This is a genomic window from Altererythrobacter ishigakiensis, from assembly GCF_001663155.1.
GTDB classification, from domain to species: Bacteria; Pseudomonadota; Alphaproteobacteria; order Sphingomonadales; family Sphingomonadaceae; genus Erythrobacter; species Erythrobacter ishigakiensis.
Genome location: NZ_CP015963.1, coordinates 522,527 through 540,741, shown reverse-complemented (window position 1 = coordinate 540,741; position 18,215 = coordinate 522,527). Strand labels below are relative to the sequence as shown.

Here is an 18,215-nt window from a genome sequence, read left to right as displayed (position 1 = left end):
ACAAGCGAAGGGCCGGCCTCAGGGTTGGCCCTTTGTTATAGGCGCAAGCTCAGCCGCCCGGCCCGCCAGCCGTGCGACCGCCTCTGCGTGGATCTGAGGTGCGCAAACCAGCACTCCAAAGGCACGCGGGTCACGTTTGTTGTAAGCGAGCGGCTGGCCGAAGGTGTCTGTGACCTCTGCGCCAGCTTCGCGTGCGATCAGCGTAGCGGCGGCAACATCCCACTCGTACCCCCATCGTAATGTAGCGACCAGATCGGCTTCATCAGCGGCAACCATAGCGATCCGCATCGCAATCGAATTGGGTTTGTCGACCATCACAAGATCGCTGTCTGCATTGGGTAACTGATCGATCGGGACGCGCGATCCGGCAAACTGATCCCGGCGCGAAGCGACCAGACCCTCGCCGTTTCGCCACGCTCCCCTGCCCGCGATGCCTAACCAGTTTTCGTTCCGGGCGGGCGCACACAACATTCCGATCAGCGGCCTGCCTTCACTTACCAGTGCCACCGAGACGCACCAACCGCTGCGGCCACGCACAAAGTCACGCGTGCCGTCGATCGGATCAACCAGCCAGATAAGGCCGCGATCAAGCCGTTCGGGTGCGTCAGCGGTCTCTTCCGATAGCCAGCCTGCCGATGGCAACAGAGCGCCCAGTTCACGCTTAAGGAACGCGTCAACTGCAAGATCGGCGTCGCAAACGGGCGAGCCGGGCTCTTTCTCCCAGCTTTTGACCTTACCGCCCGCTCCGGGCCAAAGGTCGTGCGCGATCCTGCCCGCTTCGCGGATAATTGAATCAAGGCGTTCGCTATCGATCAACTCTGTGGACTACCCTTCAAATTGGCAGTCTTGGCACTGCACGTCCAAAGTCTGCTTTTCAAGGCGGCGAATCCATGCTTATGCGTCTCGCGCACAATTCCAACGGAAAGCCACTCACAAAGGAAACGGCCTCCCCATGAATATCCACGAATACCAGGCAAAAGAACTTCTAGCGAAATATGGCATCGGCATTCCGGCCGGTCACGCTGCTCTGACAGTCGAAGAGGCTGTCCAGGGCGCGAAGAAACTGCCCGGGCCGCTGTACGTCGTGAAGGCGCAGATCCACGCCGGTGGGCGCGGCAAGGGTAAGTTCGCAGAACTGGGGCCGGACGCCGGCGGCGGTGTTCGCCTGGCAAAGAGCATCGAGGAAGTCGAATCGCATGCCAAGGAGATGCTCGGCAACACACTGGTGACGATCCAGACGGGCGATGCTGGCAAGCAGGTGAACCGTCTCTATGTCACCGACGGAGTCGATATTGCAAAGGAATATTACCTGTCGATGCTGGTTGACCGCGCATCAGGCCGCGTGGCGATGATCGTTTCAACCGAAGGCGGCATGGACATCGAAGAAGTCGCGCATTCGACGCCTGAAAAAATCACCACGATCACTATCGATCCGGCCCAAGGCTTCATGCCGCATCATGGCCGCGCGGCTGCGTTCGCTCTGAAGCTGACGGGTGACCTCAACAAGCAAGCGCAGAAGCTGACCAAACAGCTATACACCGCGTTCATGGACCTCGATTGCGAGATGCTGGAGATCAACCCGCTGGTTGAAACAGATGACGGCCAATTGCTGGTTCTCGACACCAAGATGAGCTTCGATGGCAATGCGCTGTTCCGTCACAAGGACGTCGAAGCACTTCGGGACGTTACCGAGGAAGACCCAGCCGAAGTCGAAGCGAGCGAGTATGACCTCGCCTACATCAAGTTGGACGGCAACATCGGCTGCATGGTCAATGGCGCGGGGCTCGCCATGGCAACGATGGACATCATCAAGCTGAACGGTGCATTCCCGGCGAACTTCCTGGACGTGGGGGGCGGTGCCACCACTGAGAAGGTAACCGCAGCATTCAAGATCATCCTGAAAGACCCCGCGGTTGAAGGCATTCTGGTCAACATCTTTGGCGGCATCATGCGCTGTGACACGATTGCAGAAGGCATTGTGATCGCAGCCAAGGAAGTCGATCTCAGCGTGCCGCTGGTGGTTCGCCTTGAGGGTACCAACGTCGAGAAAGGCAAAGAAATCCTCGCTAATTCCGGCCTGCCTATCGTTCCGGCCGATGATCTGGGCGATGCCGCGAAGAAGATCGTCGCTGAGGTGAAGCAGGCGGCCTAAGCACCGATTGCGCGAAGCAGTTGAAAGGCCCTGCCGGCATTCGCTGGCGGGGCTTTTTGCTTGGCCGGTCTCAATCGATCGCTGAGAACCGGAAACTCAGCTCCCCGCCGGATTGCATCCGCACAGCAGCAACCAACCCTTCGCCCGGACTGTCCGGATCTGCACATCGCAGCGTCAACGCATTGAAATAAGCCGCACAAGGCTCGATTGCGACCAAGCGGAAGGTGAGCATGTCATCTTTCTCTTCCCAACCGGTCAGGTCAGCGTTGAAATGCTTCAGCTTCAGCGCAAGGCTGCCGTCCTGAGGCAAAATGTACAGGTGCTCAGAGAACATGATCCCACCATCGGGGGTCTCCTGCACGAAGGTGCCCACCATCGTACCGCCAATCGGAGGTAGCCAGCTCTCCATCGCTGGTGCCCCTTGAATGCCTTCACCTGCCCATTGGCCGACGAGCCAGTCCAGCTGGTCGATTGTCGCGGGCGGAGACACAAAACCCTGCTCGCCAACCCGCGTTTCCATCACCGGCTCTTCACTCGCCAAAGGCGCCGCCATGATGAGCGCGGCGCAAGCAGCCAGCAGATGTTTTGCAGGTTTCATGACACTCTCCTGTTCTGCAACCGAAGGCTATCCCTCCTCAATTGGCTAGTCCAGCGATCATGCGGAATCGCTTGACCTGACGCGCCGTGAGCGCGAGTGAATACCGCGCATCTAGAGAGATTCTCGTGACCCCACCCCGCTTGACGTTTACGTAAACGCAAGCTAGGTGGGCGCCACGCTATTTGAGAGGAAGGAAATCCCATGAAAATCCTCGTCCCCGTCAAACGGGTGATCGACTACAACGTGAAGCCGCGCGTCAAGGCGGATGGTTCAGGCGTAGACCTGGCCAACGTCAAGATGAGCATGAACCCCTTCGATGAAATCGCGGTTGAAGAAGCGATTCGCATCAAGGAAGCGGGCAAGGCGGAAGAGATCATTGCTGTCTCTGTCGGCCCGGCCAAGTCTCAGGAAACACTGCGTACCGCGCTCGCTATGGGCGCAGACCGCGCGATCCTGGTCGAAGTGGAAGACGGCGTCGACGTAGAGCCGCTGGCTGTTGCCAAGATCCTGAAAGCCATCGCAGAGGAAGAAGGCCCCGGCATCGTGATGCTGGGCAAGCAGTCGATCTCTGATGATAGCAACCAGACCGGTCAGATGCTCGCGGCGCTGATGGGCCGCCCGCAAGGCACCTTCGCCAACACCGTCGAAGTGGATGGTGACAGCGTGACTGTGAAGCGCGAGATCGACGGCGGTCTCGAGACTGTGAAGCTCTCGCTGCCAGCCATCATCACCACTGACTTGCGCCTCAACGAACCACGCTATGCTTCGCTGCCAAACATCATGAAGGCGAAGAAGAAGCCGCTCGATACAAAGGCGCCCGGTGACTACGGCGTGGATATCACCCCGCGCCTCACAACCACCAATGTCTCCGAACCGCCGGTTCGCCAGGCAGGTGAGAAGGTTGAAGATGTTGATGCTCTGGTCGCCAAGATCAAAGCGCTCGGCATCGCGTAAGAAACCCGGACAGGAAAGGTAGACAGAACCATGAAAACTCTCGTTTGGGTCGAACACGACAATTCAAGCGTTAAGGACGCCACGCTGGCTGTGGTCACCGCGGCGGCAAAACTGGGCGAAGTGCACCTGCTGGTCGCTGGCTCAGGCTGCGCTGGCGTAGCTGACGAAGCGGCCAAAATCGCAGGCGTTGGCACCGTGCACGTGGCAGACGATGCGGCCTATGAGCACGCGCTGGCAGAAAATGTCGCTCCGCTGATCGCGGGCCTGATGGACAGCCATGACGCTTTCCTCGCGCCGGCAACCACTACCGGCAAGAACATCGCGCCGCGCGTTGCGGCCTTGCTCGACGTGATGCAGATTTCGGACATCCTTTCGGTCGAAGGCGAGAAGACCTTCACCCGTCCGATCTATGCCGGCAATGCAATTGCAACGGTCGAAAGCTCTGATCCGAAGCTCGTAATCACCGTTCGCGGCACTGCGTTTGACAAGGCCGCGCCTGACGGCGGCTCGGCCAGCGTTGAAGCGGTCAGCGGGACGGGTGATGCCGGAACGTCCAGCTTCGTTGGTGCGGAAATCGCCGAGAGCGAGCGTCCCGAACTGACTAGCGCGAAAGTCATCGTGTCGGGTGGCCGCGCGCTGAAGGATGCGGAAACTTTCGAAGCAACCATCACGCCGCTAGCTGACAAGCTCGGCGCAGGGATTGGCGCATCGCGCGCTGCGGTCGACGCCGGCTATGTGCCGAACGACTACCAGGTCGGCCAGACCGGCAAAATCGTGGCCCCCGAAGTCTACATCGCCATCGGTATTTCCGGTGCGATCCAGCACTTGGCAGGGATGAAGGATTCCAAGACCATCATCGCCATTAACAAGGATGAAGACGCACCGATCTTCCAGGTGGCGGACGTGGGCCTTGTCGCTGACCTGTTCAAGGCAGTGCCGGAGCTGACTGAAAAGCTGTAACCTTCAGAAAACCTTAGGGTTGATAAGAACCTCCGGCGGGCTATCGTGCCTGCTGGAGGTTTTTCTATGCTCTCTGTCAGGCTAGCCTTGGGTGCGGCAACAATCGGGCTGAATTCGCCAGCCTCGGCGGACAATCATAAGGCTTATGTGGTTCTAGAGCCCAGCACATACTGGAATGTGGATTTCGCCGAGGATAAGTGTAGGCTCGCACGTGCTTTCGGCGACCCTGAGAACAGACACCTTCTTTTCATCGAACAAGGAGGGCCCGGTTCAAGATTCGGGTTCGTAGTCATTGGAGATGCATTCGAAAGGTTTAGACGACCCGATCGGATTTCGGTGCAGTTCGGTGAATTTGATCCGATCAAAGAGATCATCCCGCTGTTAGGGAGCACGGAAGACTTCGGCTCTTCCTTGATCTACTCAAAGATGAAATTTTACGATCCTCCGGAGGTCGAGGGAGACGCTGGAGAAGTCAAAGATCCAGAAGCACTACCCCGTCTGGACGTCGAGGCTGCCAATGCAATAAACTTTATCACCTTGCGATACGGCGAACGTGCTGTTGTGTTCGAAACTGGTAACCTTGGCGAAGCGATAGCCGTCCTCAACGAGTGTTCACTCAACTTCGTCGACGAATGGGGCCTTGATCGTGCCGCTCATGAAAGCATGACCAGGAGCCCAATCTGGATGAACGAAGAATCTGTGGCGAAGAAGATTGCTGCGAACTACCCATCAAAGGCGTTGCGGCGTGGAGAGAGCGCGGTCATCCGCATGCGCGTTATAGTGGAGACCGATGGATCGGTTTCAGAATGCGTGCTGCAAAAGGCAACTATTGCAAAATCGCTCGATTCTCCGGCGTGCCGCGAAATGCAGCAAGCCAAATTCGAGCCCGCGCTCGACAAAGAGGGGAGACCAATGCGCTCTTTCTATATGACTAACATTATCTACAAATTGGGCTAACAAGAAACGCGAAGAATTTTCATACTGTTGTTCGCAGCTTGGTTGGCGACATTGGCAGCACCGTTGATCGGGCAGGACGATCAAGAAAGCGAAGTTTGAGCCCGCACTTGACGAGAACAGAGAGCCAATAAGCTCATATTACAATAGTTCTATCGAGTTTGTTATCAGATGAAACCAACAATAAAGTGTAGCGTCATCCCGACGAGGCCACCTACTATGGTGCCGTTGATGCGGATGAATTGAAGGTCTCGGCCAACCGCGCTCTCGATCCGGCCCGTAATCGTAACCGCATCCCAGCGCTTCACCGTTTCTGACACAAGCTGAACAATCTGTCCGCCATAGCGCGTGGAGACACCCACCATGGTGCGCCGCGCGAGGCGGTTAACCTGCAACTGCAATCGCTGGTCCTGCTGCAGCGCGCTGCCCATCTCACCCAGCAGCTTGCGCATCTCCTCGCCCAGCGCATTTTCGGGATCGCGCGCCCGGCGGATCAGCGATTGCCGGATACGCTCCCACACGCCCATCCACCATTCGGCCACGGCAGGATTTTCGATCAGGTCACGCTTCATCGCTTCGACCCGCTCGCGCGTCTTGGGATCATGCTGAAGATCGCTGGCAAGTTTCTCGAGGCCTTCCTCAATCTTGCTACGGATCGGATGCTCGGGATCGACCAGTACTTCCGCCAGCAGCTTATAGAGACCATCGAGCACGGAGGTGGAAATCCGCTCATCCAGCCCGGTCCAGCGCATCACCGCATTGGCGCGCGATTCGATGATGTCACGGATCGTGTCTTCATTGTCTTCCAGCGTCAGGCCCGCCCAGCGGATAAATCCATCCATCAGCGGCATGTGCCGCCCATCGGCAATCGCACCTTCGAGCATGCGGCCAAGCAGCGGGGAGACATCGATCTTGGCAAACTGATTTCCCAGCCCTGCGCGCACCTGGTTGCCCAATCGGTCAGGATCGAGCGATTCAAGCACTTCGGCGAGCAGTTCGGACACACCACCAGTCAGGCGGGATGGGCCGTCCCCATCCTGTACGGGCAGAGGCGGCGCGGTCAGGAACTCGCCAACCGCCTTTGCGATGTTCATGCCCGCCATGCGCCGCGCGACCACTGCAGGCGTGAGGAAATTCTCGCGCAAGAACTGCGCCATGGTGTCCGCGATCCGGTCTTTGTTTTCAGGGATGATGGCGGTGTGCGGGATCGGGATGCCCAGCGGATGGCGGAACAGCGCGGTGACCGCAAACCAGTCTGCCAGTCCGCCCACCATCGCTGCTTCGGCGAAGGCGTTGACATAGCCCCAGGCAGGATGCGTGCCGACCAGACCATGGGTGGTGAAGAACATCACCGCCATCGCGCCCAGCAGTCCCGTTGCCGTCCAGCGCATGCGCCGCGCACGATCCGCCGTCAGCGGTTCGCCGCCAAACTTATATGAAGCAGGTGCGCTGGTCGCCATGTTCAGCCGCCTAGCACAACTATTCGTAAATTACTCTGCAGGTTGCACCCCTGGAACGGCGTCGCCGCCGGTACCCTCGCCATGCTCGTCCGGACGATAGGTCAGGAAACGTTGGCGCATCCATGGCCCAATGCGTTTCTCCAAACCATCAGCCAGACTGAAGCCCGCCGGAACGATCAGCAGCGTCAGCAGCGTCGACAGGATCAGGCCGCCAATCACCACAGTGCCCATGGGTGCGCGCCATGCGCCGTCGCCGGTCAGTGAAATGGCAGTCGGGACCATGCCTGCCGTCATCGCGACAGTGGTCATCACAATCGGCTGCGCACGTTTGTGCCCGGCTTCCATGATCGCATCGAGTTTACGCGTGCCCTTTTCCATCTCCTCAATCGCAAAGTCGATCAGCAGGATGGAGTTTTTGGAGACGATGCCGAGCAACAGCAAGGTACCGATCAACACCGGCATGGAAAGCGGCTGTCCGACAACCCAGACCAGGAAGATACCTCCCAAAGGAGCAAGCGCCAGCGATGTCATATTGACCAGCGGGCTCATCAATCGTTTGTAGAGCAGGACCAGCACACCAAACACCAGCAACACGCCAGCGATCAGCGCGGTGGTAAAGTTGTCGAGCAGTTCCTGCTGCAGTTCGTCTTCACCAACTGCGTCACGGATCACACCTTGCGGCAGGTCCTGAAGCGTCGGCAGTGCGTTGATTTGCTCCATCGCGTTTCCGCGCAAGACGCCGTCAGCCAAGTCAGCTCCAACAAACACGCGGCGGTTCTGGTTATAGCGCTGGATCCGCGTCGGGCCTGCACCGAATGAGATATCGGCAATCGTGCCTAGCGGAACGGAAGCGCCGCTGTTGGTTGGCACAGGCAGGTTCTGCAGCGTCGTCAAGTCACGCCGGTCACCCTCTGGCAAGCGCACACGGATCGGAATCTGGCGGTCCGAGAGCGAGAACTTGGCGGTGTTCTGCTCGATCTCACCCATTGTCGCGATACGGATCGTCTGGCTCAAGGCGATGGTAGATACACCCAGTTCAGACAAGAGTTCGGTGCGGGGACGGATGATAATCTCAGGCCGCGGAATATCGGCGCTGATCCGCGGCGCGACTATCGATGAAAGACCCTTCATCTCCTCCACCAGGTTTGCGGCCGTGCGGTTGAGAAGGACGGGATCAGACCCGGCCAACATGATCGTCAGATCACGCCCGCTGCCGCCGCCGCCCGGACCGTTCTGGTTCTGGAAACGCACACGGGCGTCGGGGATCTGGGAAAGTATCGGCGTCATCTGACGCTGGAATTCGATCGAAGACCGCTCCCTGTCTTCCCTCAACGTGATGTAGATTGTAGCCTGGCCCTGATTCACACGCTCCAGCGCCCGCAACACTTCTTGCTGTTCATAGAGTAGGTCAGCAACCTGTTCGGTTACACGCTCGGTCGTCTCCAAGGTCGTGCCGGGCACCATCTCGATCTCGATCTGCGCATTCTCGTCATCAATCTCGGGATTGAACTGGAACGGCGTCTGCCCGAACAGCAAGATCGTGAGCAGGAAGGAAAAATACCCAAGGCCCAGCATCCATACACGGTGATCGAAGAAGCGAGCGTAGAGGTACTGCCAGCTTTGGGCCATCCTCGAACCAAAAGCGCGAGTGGCAAGCCTGAGCACGCCAAAGACCGCCAGAATCGCGAGGAACCCAAGCCCGGTCGCAATCGCGAGCTGAAGGATCAAAATTGGCTTTTCGATCCAGCCATAGAAGAAAGAATGTTCCCCCGGGGTCAGGCCACCAGCGATCGTCGGTGCAACCTGCAGCCCATCCATCGCTCCGAACGACATGAAGACTGCCGCGCCTGAAACGATCAATAGGACAGGGATAAGCAGGATGAACGAAATTACGTAGAGCCAACGGCGCTTTGGCCCCGGCAACCCCTCGCGCCGCGCATGCATTTTCCCGCGGTTAAGCGACCAGCGCAGGACGTCCATATAACGGTCCATCCACTTGCCTTCGCCATGCGCGGCATGCCCCTTTGCCTCAAGGAAATAGGCCGCCAGCATCGGCGTAATCATACGCGCGACCGCCAGGCTCATCAGCACCGCGATCACGACAGTGAGGCCAAAGTTCTTGAAGAACTGGCCCGTCACACCCGGCATCAAGCCAACTGGCAGGAAGACTGCAACAATACAAAAACTGGTCGCGACAACCGGCAATCCGATCTCGTCCGCCGCGTCGATAGATGCCTGATAGGCCGATTTGCCCATCCGCATATGCCGCACGATATTCTCGATCTCCACAATCGCATCGTCGACGAGCACCCCGGCCACAAGGCCGAGCGCAAGCAGCGACAGGAAGTTGAGGTTGAACCCGATCAAATCCATGAACCAGAAGGTCGGGATGGCCGACAACGGAATGGCAACAGCGGAAATCATCGTTGCCCGCCAGTCACGCAGGAAGAAGAAGACCACGATCACAGCCAGGATCGCGCCTTCGACCATAGCCGCGATCGAGCTCTGATACTGGCTTTCGGTATATTTGACGGTGTTGAACAGCGGAATGAACCGAACATCGGGATTTTCCGCCTGGATTTCCTCTATGACTTCTTTGGCCTGTTCAAAGACAGTGACGTCGGATGCGCCCTTGGCGCGCGACATATAGAAATTGACCACTTCCTTGCCGCGCACCTTGCTGATCGACGTGCGTTCGGAATAGCCGTCCCGCACCCGCGCTACGTCAGACAGCTTGATCGTACTGCCGTTGGCCAGCCGGATCTGGCGCTGTGACAATTCAAAGGCGCTTTCATTATTGCCAAGCACGCGGACCGATTGCCGTGTCCCGCCAACTTCGGCCATGCCACCAGCAGCATCGATATTATCTGCGCGCAGCACCTGATTGATCTGGCTGGCGGTCACGCCCAATGACTGCATCTTCTGCAGATCCAGCGTGACTTCGATCTCTCGATTCACACCGCCAAAACGGCCGGCTTCAGCCATGCCGGGAATTGCAAGCAAGCGCTTGGCCACTGTGTCATCAATGAACCAGCTCAATTGCTCGATAGTCATGTCATTGGCTTCAACGGCATAGATGCCCAGGAAACCGCCGGCGATGTCAACGCGGCTGACCCGCGGTTCAAGAATACCGTCAGGCAGGCTGCCACGAACCGTGTCGACTGCGTTCTTGACGTCGGCAACAGCCACATTCGGATCGGTTCCGATTTCGAATTCTACAAAGGTGCCTGAATTGCCTTCACTAGCCGTCGAGCTGATGTTGCGCACGCCGTTGAGCGAGCGCACCGCCGATTCAACCTGCTGCGTAATCTGGTTCTCGATCTCAGTCGGAGCAGCGCCGGGCTGCGAAATATTCACCCGGACCCCGGGAAATTCGACATCCGGATTGTTAACAACATCCATGCGCGCAAAGCTAAGCATGCCAGCCAGCAGCATCGACACAAATATGACGAGCGGAATGGTGGGGTTTCGGATCGACCAGGCAGAGATATTGCGGAAATTCATGAAAATGCCTCGATCTAGTCTTCTTGCAGTTGCGGCGAGACTGTTTCGCCATCAGACAGGAAGCCACCAGCGCGCAGTACAACCTGCTCCGTACCATCAAGTCCGGACATTACCGTGATGCCACTGTCGGTCACAATCCCGATCTCGATTCCGCGCCGCCGCGCTTTCTTCTCTTCATCGATCACGTAAACGAAACTGCCCTCATCATCAGACAGAATTGCCGATTCAGGCAACATGGGTGCATTCACGACACCGCTGTTGATTTGCGCCGTAGCAAAGCCGCCGGGGCGCAATTCGGGTGAATAAGGCAATGCGATGCGCACGGTGCCCTGGCGGGTGCGCTCGTCAATGAATGGTGCGATCTGCCAGATCTGGCCTTCAAAACTCTTGTCCGATCCCACCGGCTGAACTTGCGCCACGCGGCCGACAGACAACCGCGCGAGATCGCTGTCACCGACTTGCGCGTTCAATTCCAGCTCGCCGCCTTTGGCGATGCGAAACAGGGGACCTGAGCCTGCGCTGACTGTCTGGCCAGGCTCAACATTGCGCTCAAGCAGAAGGCCATCTGAGGGGGCCACAATGTTGAGACGCGCGTTGCGCGCCAACAATTCGTTATACTGGGCCTGTGCGACGCTAACGCGCGCAACCGCAGCATCGCGTGTTGCAGTGAGGCGATCCACATCGGCCTGTGAAACAAATCCGCGCTCAACCAATTGCAAAGAGCGATCAAGGTTCGCTTGGGCCAGCTCTGCATCGGCGCGTGCAACCTCGATCTGGGCAGCCGAACTGCGCGCCTGTTGCGATTGCACAGAGCGGTCGATCGACGCAAGAATCTGGCCTGCACGCACCCATTGACCTTGTTCGACGGGAACAGACACCACGCGGCCGCCTTCGCCCACGACACCCACCGGCATCTCGCGCCGGGCGGCCAAAGTGCCTGTTGCCACCAGCGAACCAGCCACTTCGGTTCTGCCCGGAGCGATGACTGTGACGCTTGGCGCCTGAGAGCGATCATCGCCCGCGCCCACGGCCCCGCTGTTCCCGCTGGAAAAATAGAAATATGCCGCCGCGAGGATCGCGATGATCAACACGGTGGCCCCTATCACCCACTTCAGACGCGAAGGCCGCTCAGTCTGGCCAGACAGGTCATAGTCCGATTGGATCTGATCGACAGTTTCGGACCGGATGTTTGATTCGTAATTCATGGCGCTCCCTTTGCGCGAAGTGTGTTACATGGATAACTCACCCTGCGCAATATGCAATAATCGGTCCCGCCTGCGCGACAATATGCATCTCGACCAGCGACATCGTGTAACGACGAGGGGCTTTGCGCCCGGTTTTGCCCCTGTGCAATGAAAAACAGGGCAGCCTAAGTCGCCCCGCCCTTCATTTTCAGCCACTTGGCGGTACGATCAGCTTAGCGCATTTTGCCGCGCTGCACCATATTCACGATTCCAAGCAGAACAACTGCCCCTACCGTGGCTGTGATCAGGTACATGACCCAGCCAGCATCGGTTGTCAGAAATCCGGTTACATTGCCGATACCACTGCCAATCATGCCGCCAACGATGCCAACCACGATGTTCCAGAATATGCCCATCGACGCATCCCGGTTCATGACCAAGCTGGCAAGCCAGCCGGCGATGCCGCCAAGTATGATAGTCGCGATCCAACCCATTTTTCACTCCTCCCTGAATTGATCAGAGGGTTATGGACTGTCATCAGGCATCAAAGCAAGGTTGCCCATCGTCCACTTGCGCAAAAGCAGCGCGGAAGGGCATTTGCCTCCCGCGCTGCGCGCGTGTTTCATTTTGTCGGGCAGTCTTGATCAGTACTTCAGCTGGCGCTCATAAAGATCGCGATAGTGCTGGATACGAGTGACGCGCAGGCCTTGCATGCCGGAGCGATCAACCGCCCGCTGCCAGGAAGCAAACTCTTCAAGAGTCAGCCCATAGCGTTCGAGAACCTCATCAATCGTCAACAGCCCGCCATTGACCGCAGCAACCACTTCCGCCTTCCGGCGCACAACCCAGCGTTTGGTTTCGGGCGACGGCAGGTCGTCAAGCGTCAGCGGCTCTCCAAGGGGGCCGATCACCTGAGCAGGTCTGATATCTTGGTTCTCAATCATTTATCTCTCTTGCATCACTTGCATTCGCATCACACTCGGCTGCTATGCCCATGCCATCACAAGCTTTTCCTGCCTCTAAAGCATTTGGGTTAACGACCCGTTTGCTTTGCGTGCCGCTGGCGAAATAGCCTGCCGCTGCATCCATGAAGCTGGTCGTCATCAAGCTCGAATCCCGGGAAAGCTCATGGCGCAGATCACGCGCGGCATTGATCCGCGCGGTCAGCTCTGGCCAACCGAACGCACGCAATGCCGAACGCCGCGAAACAGCATTGGCAGAAGCACTGGGGATGCGTGAATCGAACATCATGTTGAAAGCTATAAACATGAGCTCGTCAAAATCAGGTAAACCCGCAGTTTACCCTGTGTTAGGAATAAGGAAGCGGTTTCCAGCAGGCGTACTAACTCTGGAACTGGCGCGAAACCCCGTGTAAGGGGCGCCTCGATCATGAGCATTGCTATGACCCTGGAAGCCGGGCTGACGCCTGAGGCCTTGTTCGATTTGCCCAAACCGGCAAGCGAAAGCCGCATCGTCGTGGCGATGTCCGGCGGAGTCGATTCGTCAGTTGTGGCAGCCTTGGCGGCCGCCAGTGGCGCGGAAGTGATCGGCATCACATTGCAGCTCTATGACTATGGCGCGGCAACCGGGCGCAAAGGGGCATGCTGCGCGGGCGATGATATTTCCGATGCACGCAATGTCGCCGACCGTTTGGGCATCGCGCACTATGTCTTCGACCATGAAAGCGCTTTCCGCGAGGACGTGGTCGAGCAGTTCGCCGATGAATATATGGCGGGGCGCACACCAGTGCCCTGCATCCGGTGCAACATGGGGCCGAAGTTCACAGACCTCTTCAAGATGGCGCGCGAGCTGGGCGCGGATTGCCTGGCAACCGGACACTATGTTCGCCGCGTCATGGGCGCTGCAGGACCAGAATTGCACCGCGCGCTAGATCCGGCGCGCGATCAGTCGTACTTCCTGTATGCAACGACCGAGGACCAGCTTGACTATTTGCGTTTCCCCCTGGGCGGCTTGCCGAAAGCGCAGGTTCGCGAACTTGCCGAGCAGGCTGGGCTGCGCAATGCGAACAAGCCAGACAGCCAGGACATCTGCTTTGTCCCAGACGGTGACTATGCCAAGATCGTCAAGAGAATGCGCCCAGAAGGCGGTGTTCCCGGGCCGATATTCCATGCGCAGAGCGGTGAGACGCTGGGTGAGCACAAGGGGATCATCCACTACACCGTTGGCCAGCGTCGCGGGCTGGAAATCGGCGGCCAGCCAGAACCGCTTTATGTTGTCGGACTGGATGCGCCGAATCGCGCGGTCATGGTCGGCCCCAAGCTGATGCTGGCGGTGTCAGATGCAAAATTGATCGAAACCAATCGCATCGGTCCAATTCCCGATGCTCCGCTGACGGCCAAGGTTCGCAGTCTGGCCAAGCCGGTTCCTGTCACACTGGAAGGTCCGCTTGGCGATGGCGCGACCACAATCATCCGTTTCGCTGAACCAGAGTTTGGCGTCGCACCGGGGCAGGCAGCGGTAATCTATGCTGGCGAACGTGTGGTCGGCGGGGGCTGGATAGAGAGCACTACCAGCGCGGCTTAGACACTCAGCTGTCCCACTTCTCCAATACGCAACCATACCCTTCGCGATAGAACGCGGTGTCGTCTGCGATCAGCGGGAAGCGCGCTGTGACAGACTTGGCCTGAACGTCCTCTACCAGCGTGACCAGTTCCATCCCGGCCAGCTTATCCTTGGTGCAATCCTCAAGATCGCGCCCAGCGACAAACCGGCACGAGCAAGCGACGCGTGCAGAATAAGCAGTAGCGGTTTGCGCATAACCCGCTGCAGGCTGTCGGAAATACCATCCTGTGGCCAAAAGCATTGCAAGGATAGCCAGCAGAACCAGCCAACCGCGGCTTGAAGATTTGCCGCTTGTGCGTGCGGAAGATTTTGCCATTGCCAATCCCAATACTGTGCGCGAATGAAGCGCAATGAATTATGTCCGGTCGCTGCTTCCTATCGCCAGTATTGCTGTCCTGCCAGCCCTCTCTGCATGCGGCGAATTACCGCCAGAACGCGCACCACTGAGTGAGCGGGCCCTGGCGGCAGTGACCGCGAGTGCAGGGGCGCCCACGCAAGAGCTTGCGCGCGAAGTCGATGACCTGTTCGCTTTGGAGGGGCTGGGAGAGACACGCGCATTCATCATCATGCATGACGGCGAGATTGCTGCCGAGAGATATGGCGCAGGATATGGGCCGGATACGCGGATGGTTAGCTGGTCGATGGCCAAGACCATTTCTGCAATCATGATTGGTATGCTGGTGTCTGACGGGCGTCTAAGCATGAATCAAAGCGCGCCGATCGAGTTGTGGCAGCGGCCCGGCGACCCTCGCGGCGAGATCACTCTGCGCCAATTGCTGCAGATGCGCAGCGGTCTGCGCCACACCGAAGCTGGTGACCCGCCCTATGAGTCGAGCGAGGTGCGCATGCTTTTCCTTGACGGGCGCGACGATATGGCACGCTGGGCGAAGGAGCAGCCATTGGAAGCTGAGCCGGGGGCGAAATTCGAATATTCCTCGAACACCAGCGTAATCCTGGCGGACATAGCCGCGCGCGCTCTGACCGACAGCGAAGACCCGGACGTTCGCCGGGCAGCGGTGGCAGACTATCTCGAGGCCCGCCTGTTCGGCCCGCTCGGCATGGACAGCATGGTACCCGAATTTGACGCATCGGGCACGCTCATCGGTGGGTCGTTGATACACGGCACCGCGCGCGACTGGGCCAAGCTGGGCGAGTTTCTGCGCCGTAAGGGGTCAGCCCCTAGCGGCGAGCAACTGGTCCCCAGCCGCTGGGTCGATGCCATGATTACACCCAGCCCGCGCAGCCCCCATTATGGCCTGCAGACCTGGCTCAACCGTCCTCTGGAGGACGCCGAGGCTGAACACCCGTTGTTCCCTGATCGCGCTCCACATTCGATGTATTCGCTGATCGGACATATGGGACAATATGTGATTGTCTCGCCTGAGCAACGCCTGACTGTGGTGAGACTGGGCCATTCGAACCGCGAGGAACGCATCGCCATGCTTCAACAAGTGGCAGACGTGATGGAGCTATACCCCGTCAGATAGCATCAGGGGCTTCCCTACACCGGCCGCTCAGCACCACTTGGTCGGCTGTCATCCGGCAAACAAATACACCGCCTCGCGCGCTCGCCTGAAAGGCGCGAAGTTGCGGCGTGCCAAGTCTTTGCGACCAATATGGTGTCAGCACTGCGTGGGCAGACCCGGTTGCTGCATCCTCGCGCCCGGTGCCTGAAAAAACGCGGCTTGTGATGTCAGATTCCCTGCCGTGCAGGGATCCCGCCGCGCTGGCTGTAATTTGCACTTTGCCTTGATTTTCCAGACCACTCATGTCCGGCTTCAACCCCGCAACCTGCTCAGGCCGATCATAGATAGCCAATGCATAGCCTGCTGGATTCCAGCGCAGCTCGCGCGGCTCTGCGCCTAACGCAGCGATAAGCTCTGGCCATTCGTGCGGTTGGCTCGGCAGGGCGGGCAATGACAGCTCATAAGAGGGGTCTGGCCCGCTGTTCGAAATGCCCAGCACTTTGCCGGATGCCGTATGCAGGTTCACGCTCTGGGCATGCGTTTGCGACAACGCCACATGTCCTGCGGCCAATGCACCATGGCCGCACAGGAGGATCTCCTGTTCCGGACTGAACCAGCGCACATCGAACGCGTCTTGCGTAGCCCGTCCACGCAGAAAAGCCGTTGCCGGGGCGCCGATCACAGCCGCCTGGGCCTGCAGCTCCCCATCATCAGGAAAAGCGTCCAGCTCGACAACAGCTGCTAGGTTCCCCCGCGCATCCTCGCCCGCAAAGGCATCGATGAAAGCGATCGTGTCGCGCTCGATCATTTGCGGTCCGGCAGTAGCTCTTCAGCGGCGGGGCCCTGCTCATCGACCAGCCCCTTGGGGTCAGGGTGAATCAGCACTTCGACATCGGGAAAGTCCCGCGCAATTCGCGCTTCCACATCATCCATCAGGTCATGGACCTCAACGATGGTAAGATGCGGGTCGACTGCCATATGAAACTGCACAAAATCATCCGCGCCGCTAGTGCGCGTCCGTAGGTCGTGGACACCGCGGATATCAGGATGTTTGGCCAAAACGGCAAGGAATTCATCGCGCCGTTCCTCGGGCCATTCATGGTCCATCAAATGGTCGATCGCCTCGCCCCCGGCGCGCCATGCACCCCACGCGAGCCATGCCGCGATAGCAAGACCCATTAAGGGGTCAGCGGCACCAAATCCGGCATATTGGTCAAGCACCAGAGCAGCGATTACCGCCAAATTGAGCAAAAGGTCGGACTGATAATGCAAATGATCGGTCTTGATCGCCAAAGACGCGGTTTTGCGGATGACGTGACGCTGCCAGGCAAGCAGAGCGAACGTCGCCAGTATGGCAATCACTGACACGGCAATGCCTTCTTCAGCTGCCGCAGTTTCACCCCCTTCGATCAAGCGAGTAATCGCGCGCAATGCAATGCCGCCCGCTGAAAGCGTTATCAGCATGACCTGAAACACCGCGGCGAGCGCTTCCGCCTTTCCATGTCCGAAGCGATGGTTGTGATCGGCCGGCTGCGCGGCAATCCAAACACCGATCAAGGTCGCGACGCTTGCCACCAAGTCCAACGCGGTGTCCGCCAAGCTGCCAAGCATGGCGGTGGAGTCGGTTCGCCATGTCGCCCACAGCTTCAGTACGACCAGAAACAGCGCCGTTGCTATCGACGCGTAGGCCGCACTACGGGTGAGCGATCCCCTACTCACGGGAACAGCAATGTGTTGGTCCAGCCGCCGTCTTCAGTGCGGGTGAACTGCCGCCGGTCATGCAGGCGATTGGGCCGATCAAGCCAGAATTCGATGCACTTTGGATTGAGCGTAAAACCGGTCCAGTGCGGCGGTCGCGGCACTTCGCCCGCTTGCTTGCACACGGCCTCCATATCCTCGACGCGTCTTACATAGGTCGCTCTGGTATCAAGCGGACGCGATTGATCGCTTGCAGCAGAGCCCACCTGGCTCACGAAAGGGCGCGAATGGAAATAGGCGTCGGCCATTTCGCTTGAGACTTCTGTCAGGGGCCCTTCGATGCGGATCTGGCGGCGCAGGCTCTTCCAGTGAAACAGCAGCGAAGCCTGCATATTGGCGCGAATTTCCCCGCCCTTCCGACTTTGCGCATTGGTATAGAAGGTAAATCCCTCCGGCCCGTGCCCTTTCAACAGCACCATGCGAACCGACGGCGCGCCCTCTGGCGTCGCCGTTGCAAGCGCCATGGCGTTGGGATCGTTGGGTTCCGACTCTTTCGCTTCCTCAAACCACGCTTCGAATAGTTCGAAAGGGTCAGTCTGCGGGATCTCGCTGTCTTCAAGCTTGCTCATGGCTGGCGCACTTAACCCGTCTTCGATCGATAAGGAAGCACCAGAACGCTTGCCAGCAGGCGCTGTCATAACT

At 58.6% G+C, this 18,215-nt stretch carries 18 protein-coding genes; 6 read left to right on the top strand and 12 right to left on the bottom strand.

Translation table 11 applies throughout. The annotated features are described in order from the left end of the window. Positions 1–18: 18 nt before the first annotated feature. Positions 19–816 (bottom strand): 3'(2'),5'-bisphosphate nucleotidase CysQ, encoded by a 798-nt coding sequence (locus A6F69_RS02625; RefSeq protein WP_067597014.1) that lies wholly within the window; start codon positions 814–816, stop codon positions 19–21. Positions 817–952: 136 nt separating this feature from the next. On the opposite strand from A6F69_RS02625, the gene sucC reads away from it, so the two are divergent. Further along, a complete protein-coding gene (sucC, locus tag A6F69_RS02620) occupies positions 953–2,152 on the top strand; it encodes an ADP-forming succinate--CoA ligase subunit beta (protein ID WP_067597012.1) in 1,200 nt (399 codons plus the stop codon). 70 nt (positions 2,153–2,222) lie between these two features. Here the strand turns inward: sucC and A6F69_RS02615 are convergent, their stop codons facing one another. Further along, positions 2,223–2,750 (bottom strand): DUF6265 family protein, encoded by a 528-nt coding sequence (locus tag A6F69_RS02615; RefSeq protein ID WP_067597010.1) that lies wholly within the window; start codon positions 2,748–2,750, stop codon positions 2,223–2,225. Between the two features lie 201 nt (positions 2,751–2,951). On the opposite strand from A6F69_RS02615, the gene A6F69_RS02610 reads away from it, so the two are divergent. The 3 genes from A6F69_RS02610 (at position 2,952) to A6F69_RS02600 (ending at position 5,621) form a co-directional block, all read left to right on the top strand. After that, positions 2,952–3,704: an electron transfer flavoprotein subunit beta/FixA family protein gene (locus A6F69_RS02610; RefSeq protein WP_067597008.1), complete on the top strand. Its 753-nt coding sequence runs from the start codon at positions 2,952–2,954 to the stop codon at positions 3,702–3,704. A 30-nt stretch (positions 3,705–3,734) separates the two neighbouring features. Next, the gene (locus A6F69_RS02605; RefSeq protein WP_067597006.1) at positions 3,735–4,664 is read left to right on the top strand and encodes an electron transfer flavoprotein subunit alpha/FixB family protein; all 930 of its coding nucleotides are present in this window, start codon (positions 3,735–3,737) and stop codon (positions 4,662–4,664) included. Positions 4,665–5,000: 336 nt separating this feature from the next. Further along, entirely contained in the window at positions 5,001–5,621 is a 621-nt protein-coding gene (locus tag A6F69_RS02600; RefSeq protein WP_169816536.1) for an energy transducer TonB, read from the top strand. A gap of 164 nt (positions 5,622–5,785) precedes the next feature. Here A6F69_RS02600 and A6F69_RS02595 read toward each other — a convergent pair whose 3' ends face one another. The 6 genes from A6F69_RS02595 to A6F69_RS02570 form a co-directional block, all read right to left on the bottom strand. Then, positions 5,786–7,078, bottom strand: coding sequence for a DUF445 domain-containing protein (locus A6F69_RS02595; protein ID WP_083984645.1), 1,293 nt, complete (start codon positions 7,076–7,078; stop codon positions 5,786–5,788). Between the two features lie 30 nt (positions 7,079–7,108). Then, positions 7,109–10,582 (bottom strand): efflux RND transporter permease subunit, encoded by a 3,474-nt coding sequence (locus A6F69_RS02590; RefSeq protein WP_067597002.1) that lies wholly within the window; start codon positions 10,580–10,582, stop codon positions 7,109–7,111. A gap of 14 nt (positions 10,583–10,596) precedes the next feature. After that, the gene (locus A6F69_RS02585) at positions 10,597–11,787 is read right to left on the bottom strand and encodes an efflux RND transporter periplasmic adaptor subunit (RefSeq protein WP_067597000.1); all 1,191 of its coding nucleotides are present in this window, start codon (positions 11,785–11,787) and stop codon (positions 10,597–10,599) included. Between the two features lie 212 nt (positions 11,788–11,999). Next, positions 12,000–12,260, bottom strand: a complete 261-nt coding sequence (locus A6F69_RS02580) for a GlsB/YeaQ/YmgE family stress response membrane protein (RefSeq protein WP_067596998.1) — start codon at positions 12,258–12,260, stop codon at positions 12,000–12,002. A 150-nt stretch (positions 12,261–12,410) separates the two neighbouring features. Continuing rightward, on the bottom strand, positions 12,411–12,710 hold the full coding sequence (gene sciP, locus A6F69_RS02575; RefSeq protein WP_067596996.1) for a CtrA inhibitor SciP: 300 nt from the start codon (positions 12,708–12,710) through the stop codon (positions 12,411–12,413). Beyond that, positions 12,703–13,017, bottom strand: a complete 315-nt coding sequence (locus A6F69_RS02570) for a hypothetical protein (RefSeq protein ID WP_144573519.1) — start codon at positions 13,015–13,017, stop codon at positions 12,703–12,705. The genes sciP and A6F69_RS02570 overlap by 8 nt, the downstream gene beginning before the upstream one ends. Before the next feature lie 138 nt (positions 13,018–13,155). On the opposite strand from A6F69_RS02570, the gene mnmA reads away from it, so the two are divergent. Beyond that, positions 13,156–14,310 (top strand): tRNA 2-thiouridine(34) synthase MnmA, encoded by a 1,155-nt coding sequence (gene mnmA, locus A6F69_RS02565; protein WP_067596992.1) that lies wholly within the window; start codon positions 13,156–13,158, stop codon positions 14,308–14,310. 4 nt (positions 14,311–14,314) lie between these two features. Here mnmA and A6F69_RS02560 read toward each other — a convergent pair whose 3' ends face one another. Further along, positions 14,315–14,665 carry a hypothetical protein gene (locus A6F69_RS02560; protein WP_179946164.1) on the bottom strand — a complete coding sequence of 117 codons (351 nt, stop codon included), beginning with the start codon at positions 14,663–14,665 and terminating at the stop codon, positions 14,315–14,317. A 34-nt stretch (positions 14,666–14,699) separates the two neighbouring features. Here A6F69_RS02560 and A6F69_RS02555 point away from each other — a divergent pair, with 34 nt between their 5' ends. Then, positions 14,700–15,836 (top strand): serine hydrolase domain-containing protein, encoded by a 1,137-nt coding sequence (locus tag A6F69_RS02555; RefSeq protein WP_067596990.1) that lies wholly within the window; start codon positions 14,700–14,702, stop codon positions 15,834–15,836. Here A6F69_RS02555 and A6F69_RS02550 read toward each other — a convergent pair. From A6F69_RS02550 to pdxH, 3 genes are read right to left on the bottom strand one after another with little or no spacing between them, the layout of a single operon-like run. Next, on the bottom strand, positions 15,829–16,623 hold the full coding sequence (locus tag A6F69_RS02550; protein ID WP_067596988.1) for a PhzF family phenazine biosynthesis protein: 795 nt from the start codon (positions 16,621–16,623) through the stop codon (positions 15,829–15,831). The genes A6F69_RS02555 and A6F69_RS02550 overlap by 8 nt on opposite strands. Further along, positions 16,620–17,534 (bottom strand): cation diffusion facilitator family transporter, encoded by a 915-nt coding sequence (locus A6F69_RS02545; RefSeq protein ID WP_067596986.1) that lies wholly within the window; start codon positions 17,532–17,534, stop codon positions 16,620–16,622. The genes A6F69_RS02550 and A6F69_RS02545 overlap by 4 nt, the downstream gene beginning before the upstream one ends. Then, positions 17,531–18,142, bottom strand: a complete 612-nt coding sequence (pdxH, locus tag A6F69_RS02540; RefSeq protein ID WP_067602292.1) for a pyridoxamine 5'-phosphate oxidase — start codon at positions 18,140–18,142, stop codon at positions 17,531–17,533. The genes A6F69_RS02545 and pdxH overlap by 4 nt, the downstream gene beginning before the upstream one ends. Positions 18,143–18,215 lie beyond the last annotated feature (73 nt).

What these genes read in the sequence shown, in the direction of transcription:
- A6F69_RS02595 (WP_083984645.1), bottom strand. Translation starts at nt 7,078, where the DNA reads ATGGCGACCAGCGCACCTGCTTCATATAAGTTTGGCGGCGAACCGCTG.
- A6F69_RS02585 (WP_067597000.1), bottom strand. Translation starts at nt 11,787, where the DNA reads ATGAATTACGAATCAAACATCCGGTCCGAAACTGTCGATCAGATCCAA.
- A6F69_RS02610 (WP_067597008.1), top strand. Translation starts at nt 2,952, where the DNA reads ATGAAAATCCTCGTCCCCGTCAAACGGGTGATCGACTACAACGTGAAG.
- mnmA (WP_067596992.1), top strand. Translation starts at nt 13,156, where the DNA reads ATGAGCATTGCTATGACCCTGGAAGCCGGGCTGACGCCTGAGGCCTTG.
- A6F69_RS02580 (WP_067596998.1), bottom strand. Translation starts at nt 12,260, where the DNA reads ATGGGTTGGATCGCGACTATCATACTTGGCGGCATCGCCGGCTGGCTT.
- sucC (WP_067597012.1), top strand. Translation starts at nt 953, where the DNA reads ATGAATATCCACGAATACCAGGCAAAAGAACTTCTAGCGAAATATGGC.
- A6F69_RS02555 (WP_067596990.1), top strand. Translation starts at nt 14,700, where the DNA reads ATGAATTATGTCCGGTCGCTGCTTCCTATCGCCAGTATTGCTGTCCTG.
- pdxH (WP_067602292.1), bottom strand. Translation starts at nt 18,142, where the DNA reads ATGAGCAAGCTTGAAGACAGCGAGATCCCGCAGACTGACCCTTTCGAA.
- A6F69_RS02550 (WP_067596988.1), bottom strand. Translation starts at nt 16,623, where the DNA reads ATGATCGAGCGCGACACGATCGCTTTCATCGATGCCTTTGCGGGCGAG.
- A6F69_RS02615 (WP_067597010.1), bottom strand. Translation starts at nt 2,750, where the DNA reads ATGAAACCTGCAAAACATCTGCTGGCTGCTTGCGCCGCGCTCATCATG.
- A6F69_RS02590 (WP_067597002.1), bottom strand. Translation starts at nt 10,582, where the DNA reads ATGAATTTCCGCAATATCTCTGCCTGGTCGATCCGAAACCCCACCATT.
- sciP (WP_067596996.1), bottom strand. Translation starts at nt 12,710, where the DNA reads ATGATTGAGAACCAAGATATCAGACCTGCTCAGGTGATCGGCCCCCTT.
- A6F69_RS02570 (WP_144573519.1), bottom strand. Translation starts at nt 13,017, where the DNA reads ATGATGTTCGATTCACGCATCCCCAGTGCTTCTGCCAATGCTGTTTCG.
- A6F69_RS02560 (WP_179946164.1), bottom strand. Translation starts at nt 14,665, where the DNA reads ATGGCAAAATCTTCCGCACGCACAAGCGGCAAATCTTCAAGCCGCGGT.
- A6F69_RS02605 (WP_067597006.1), top strand. Translation starts at nt 3,735, where the DNA reads ATGAAAACTCTCGTTTGGGTCGAACACGACAATTCAAGCGTTAAGGAC.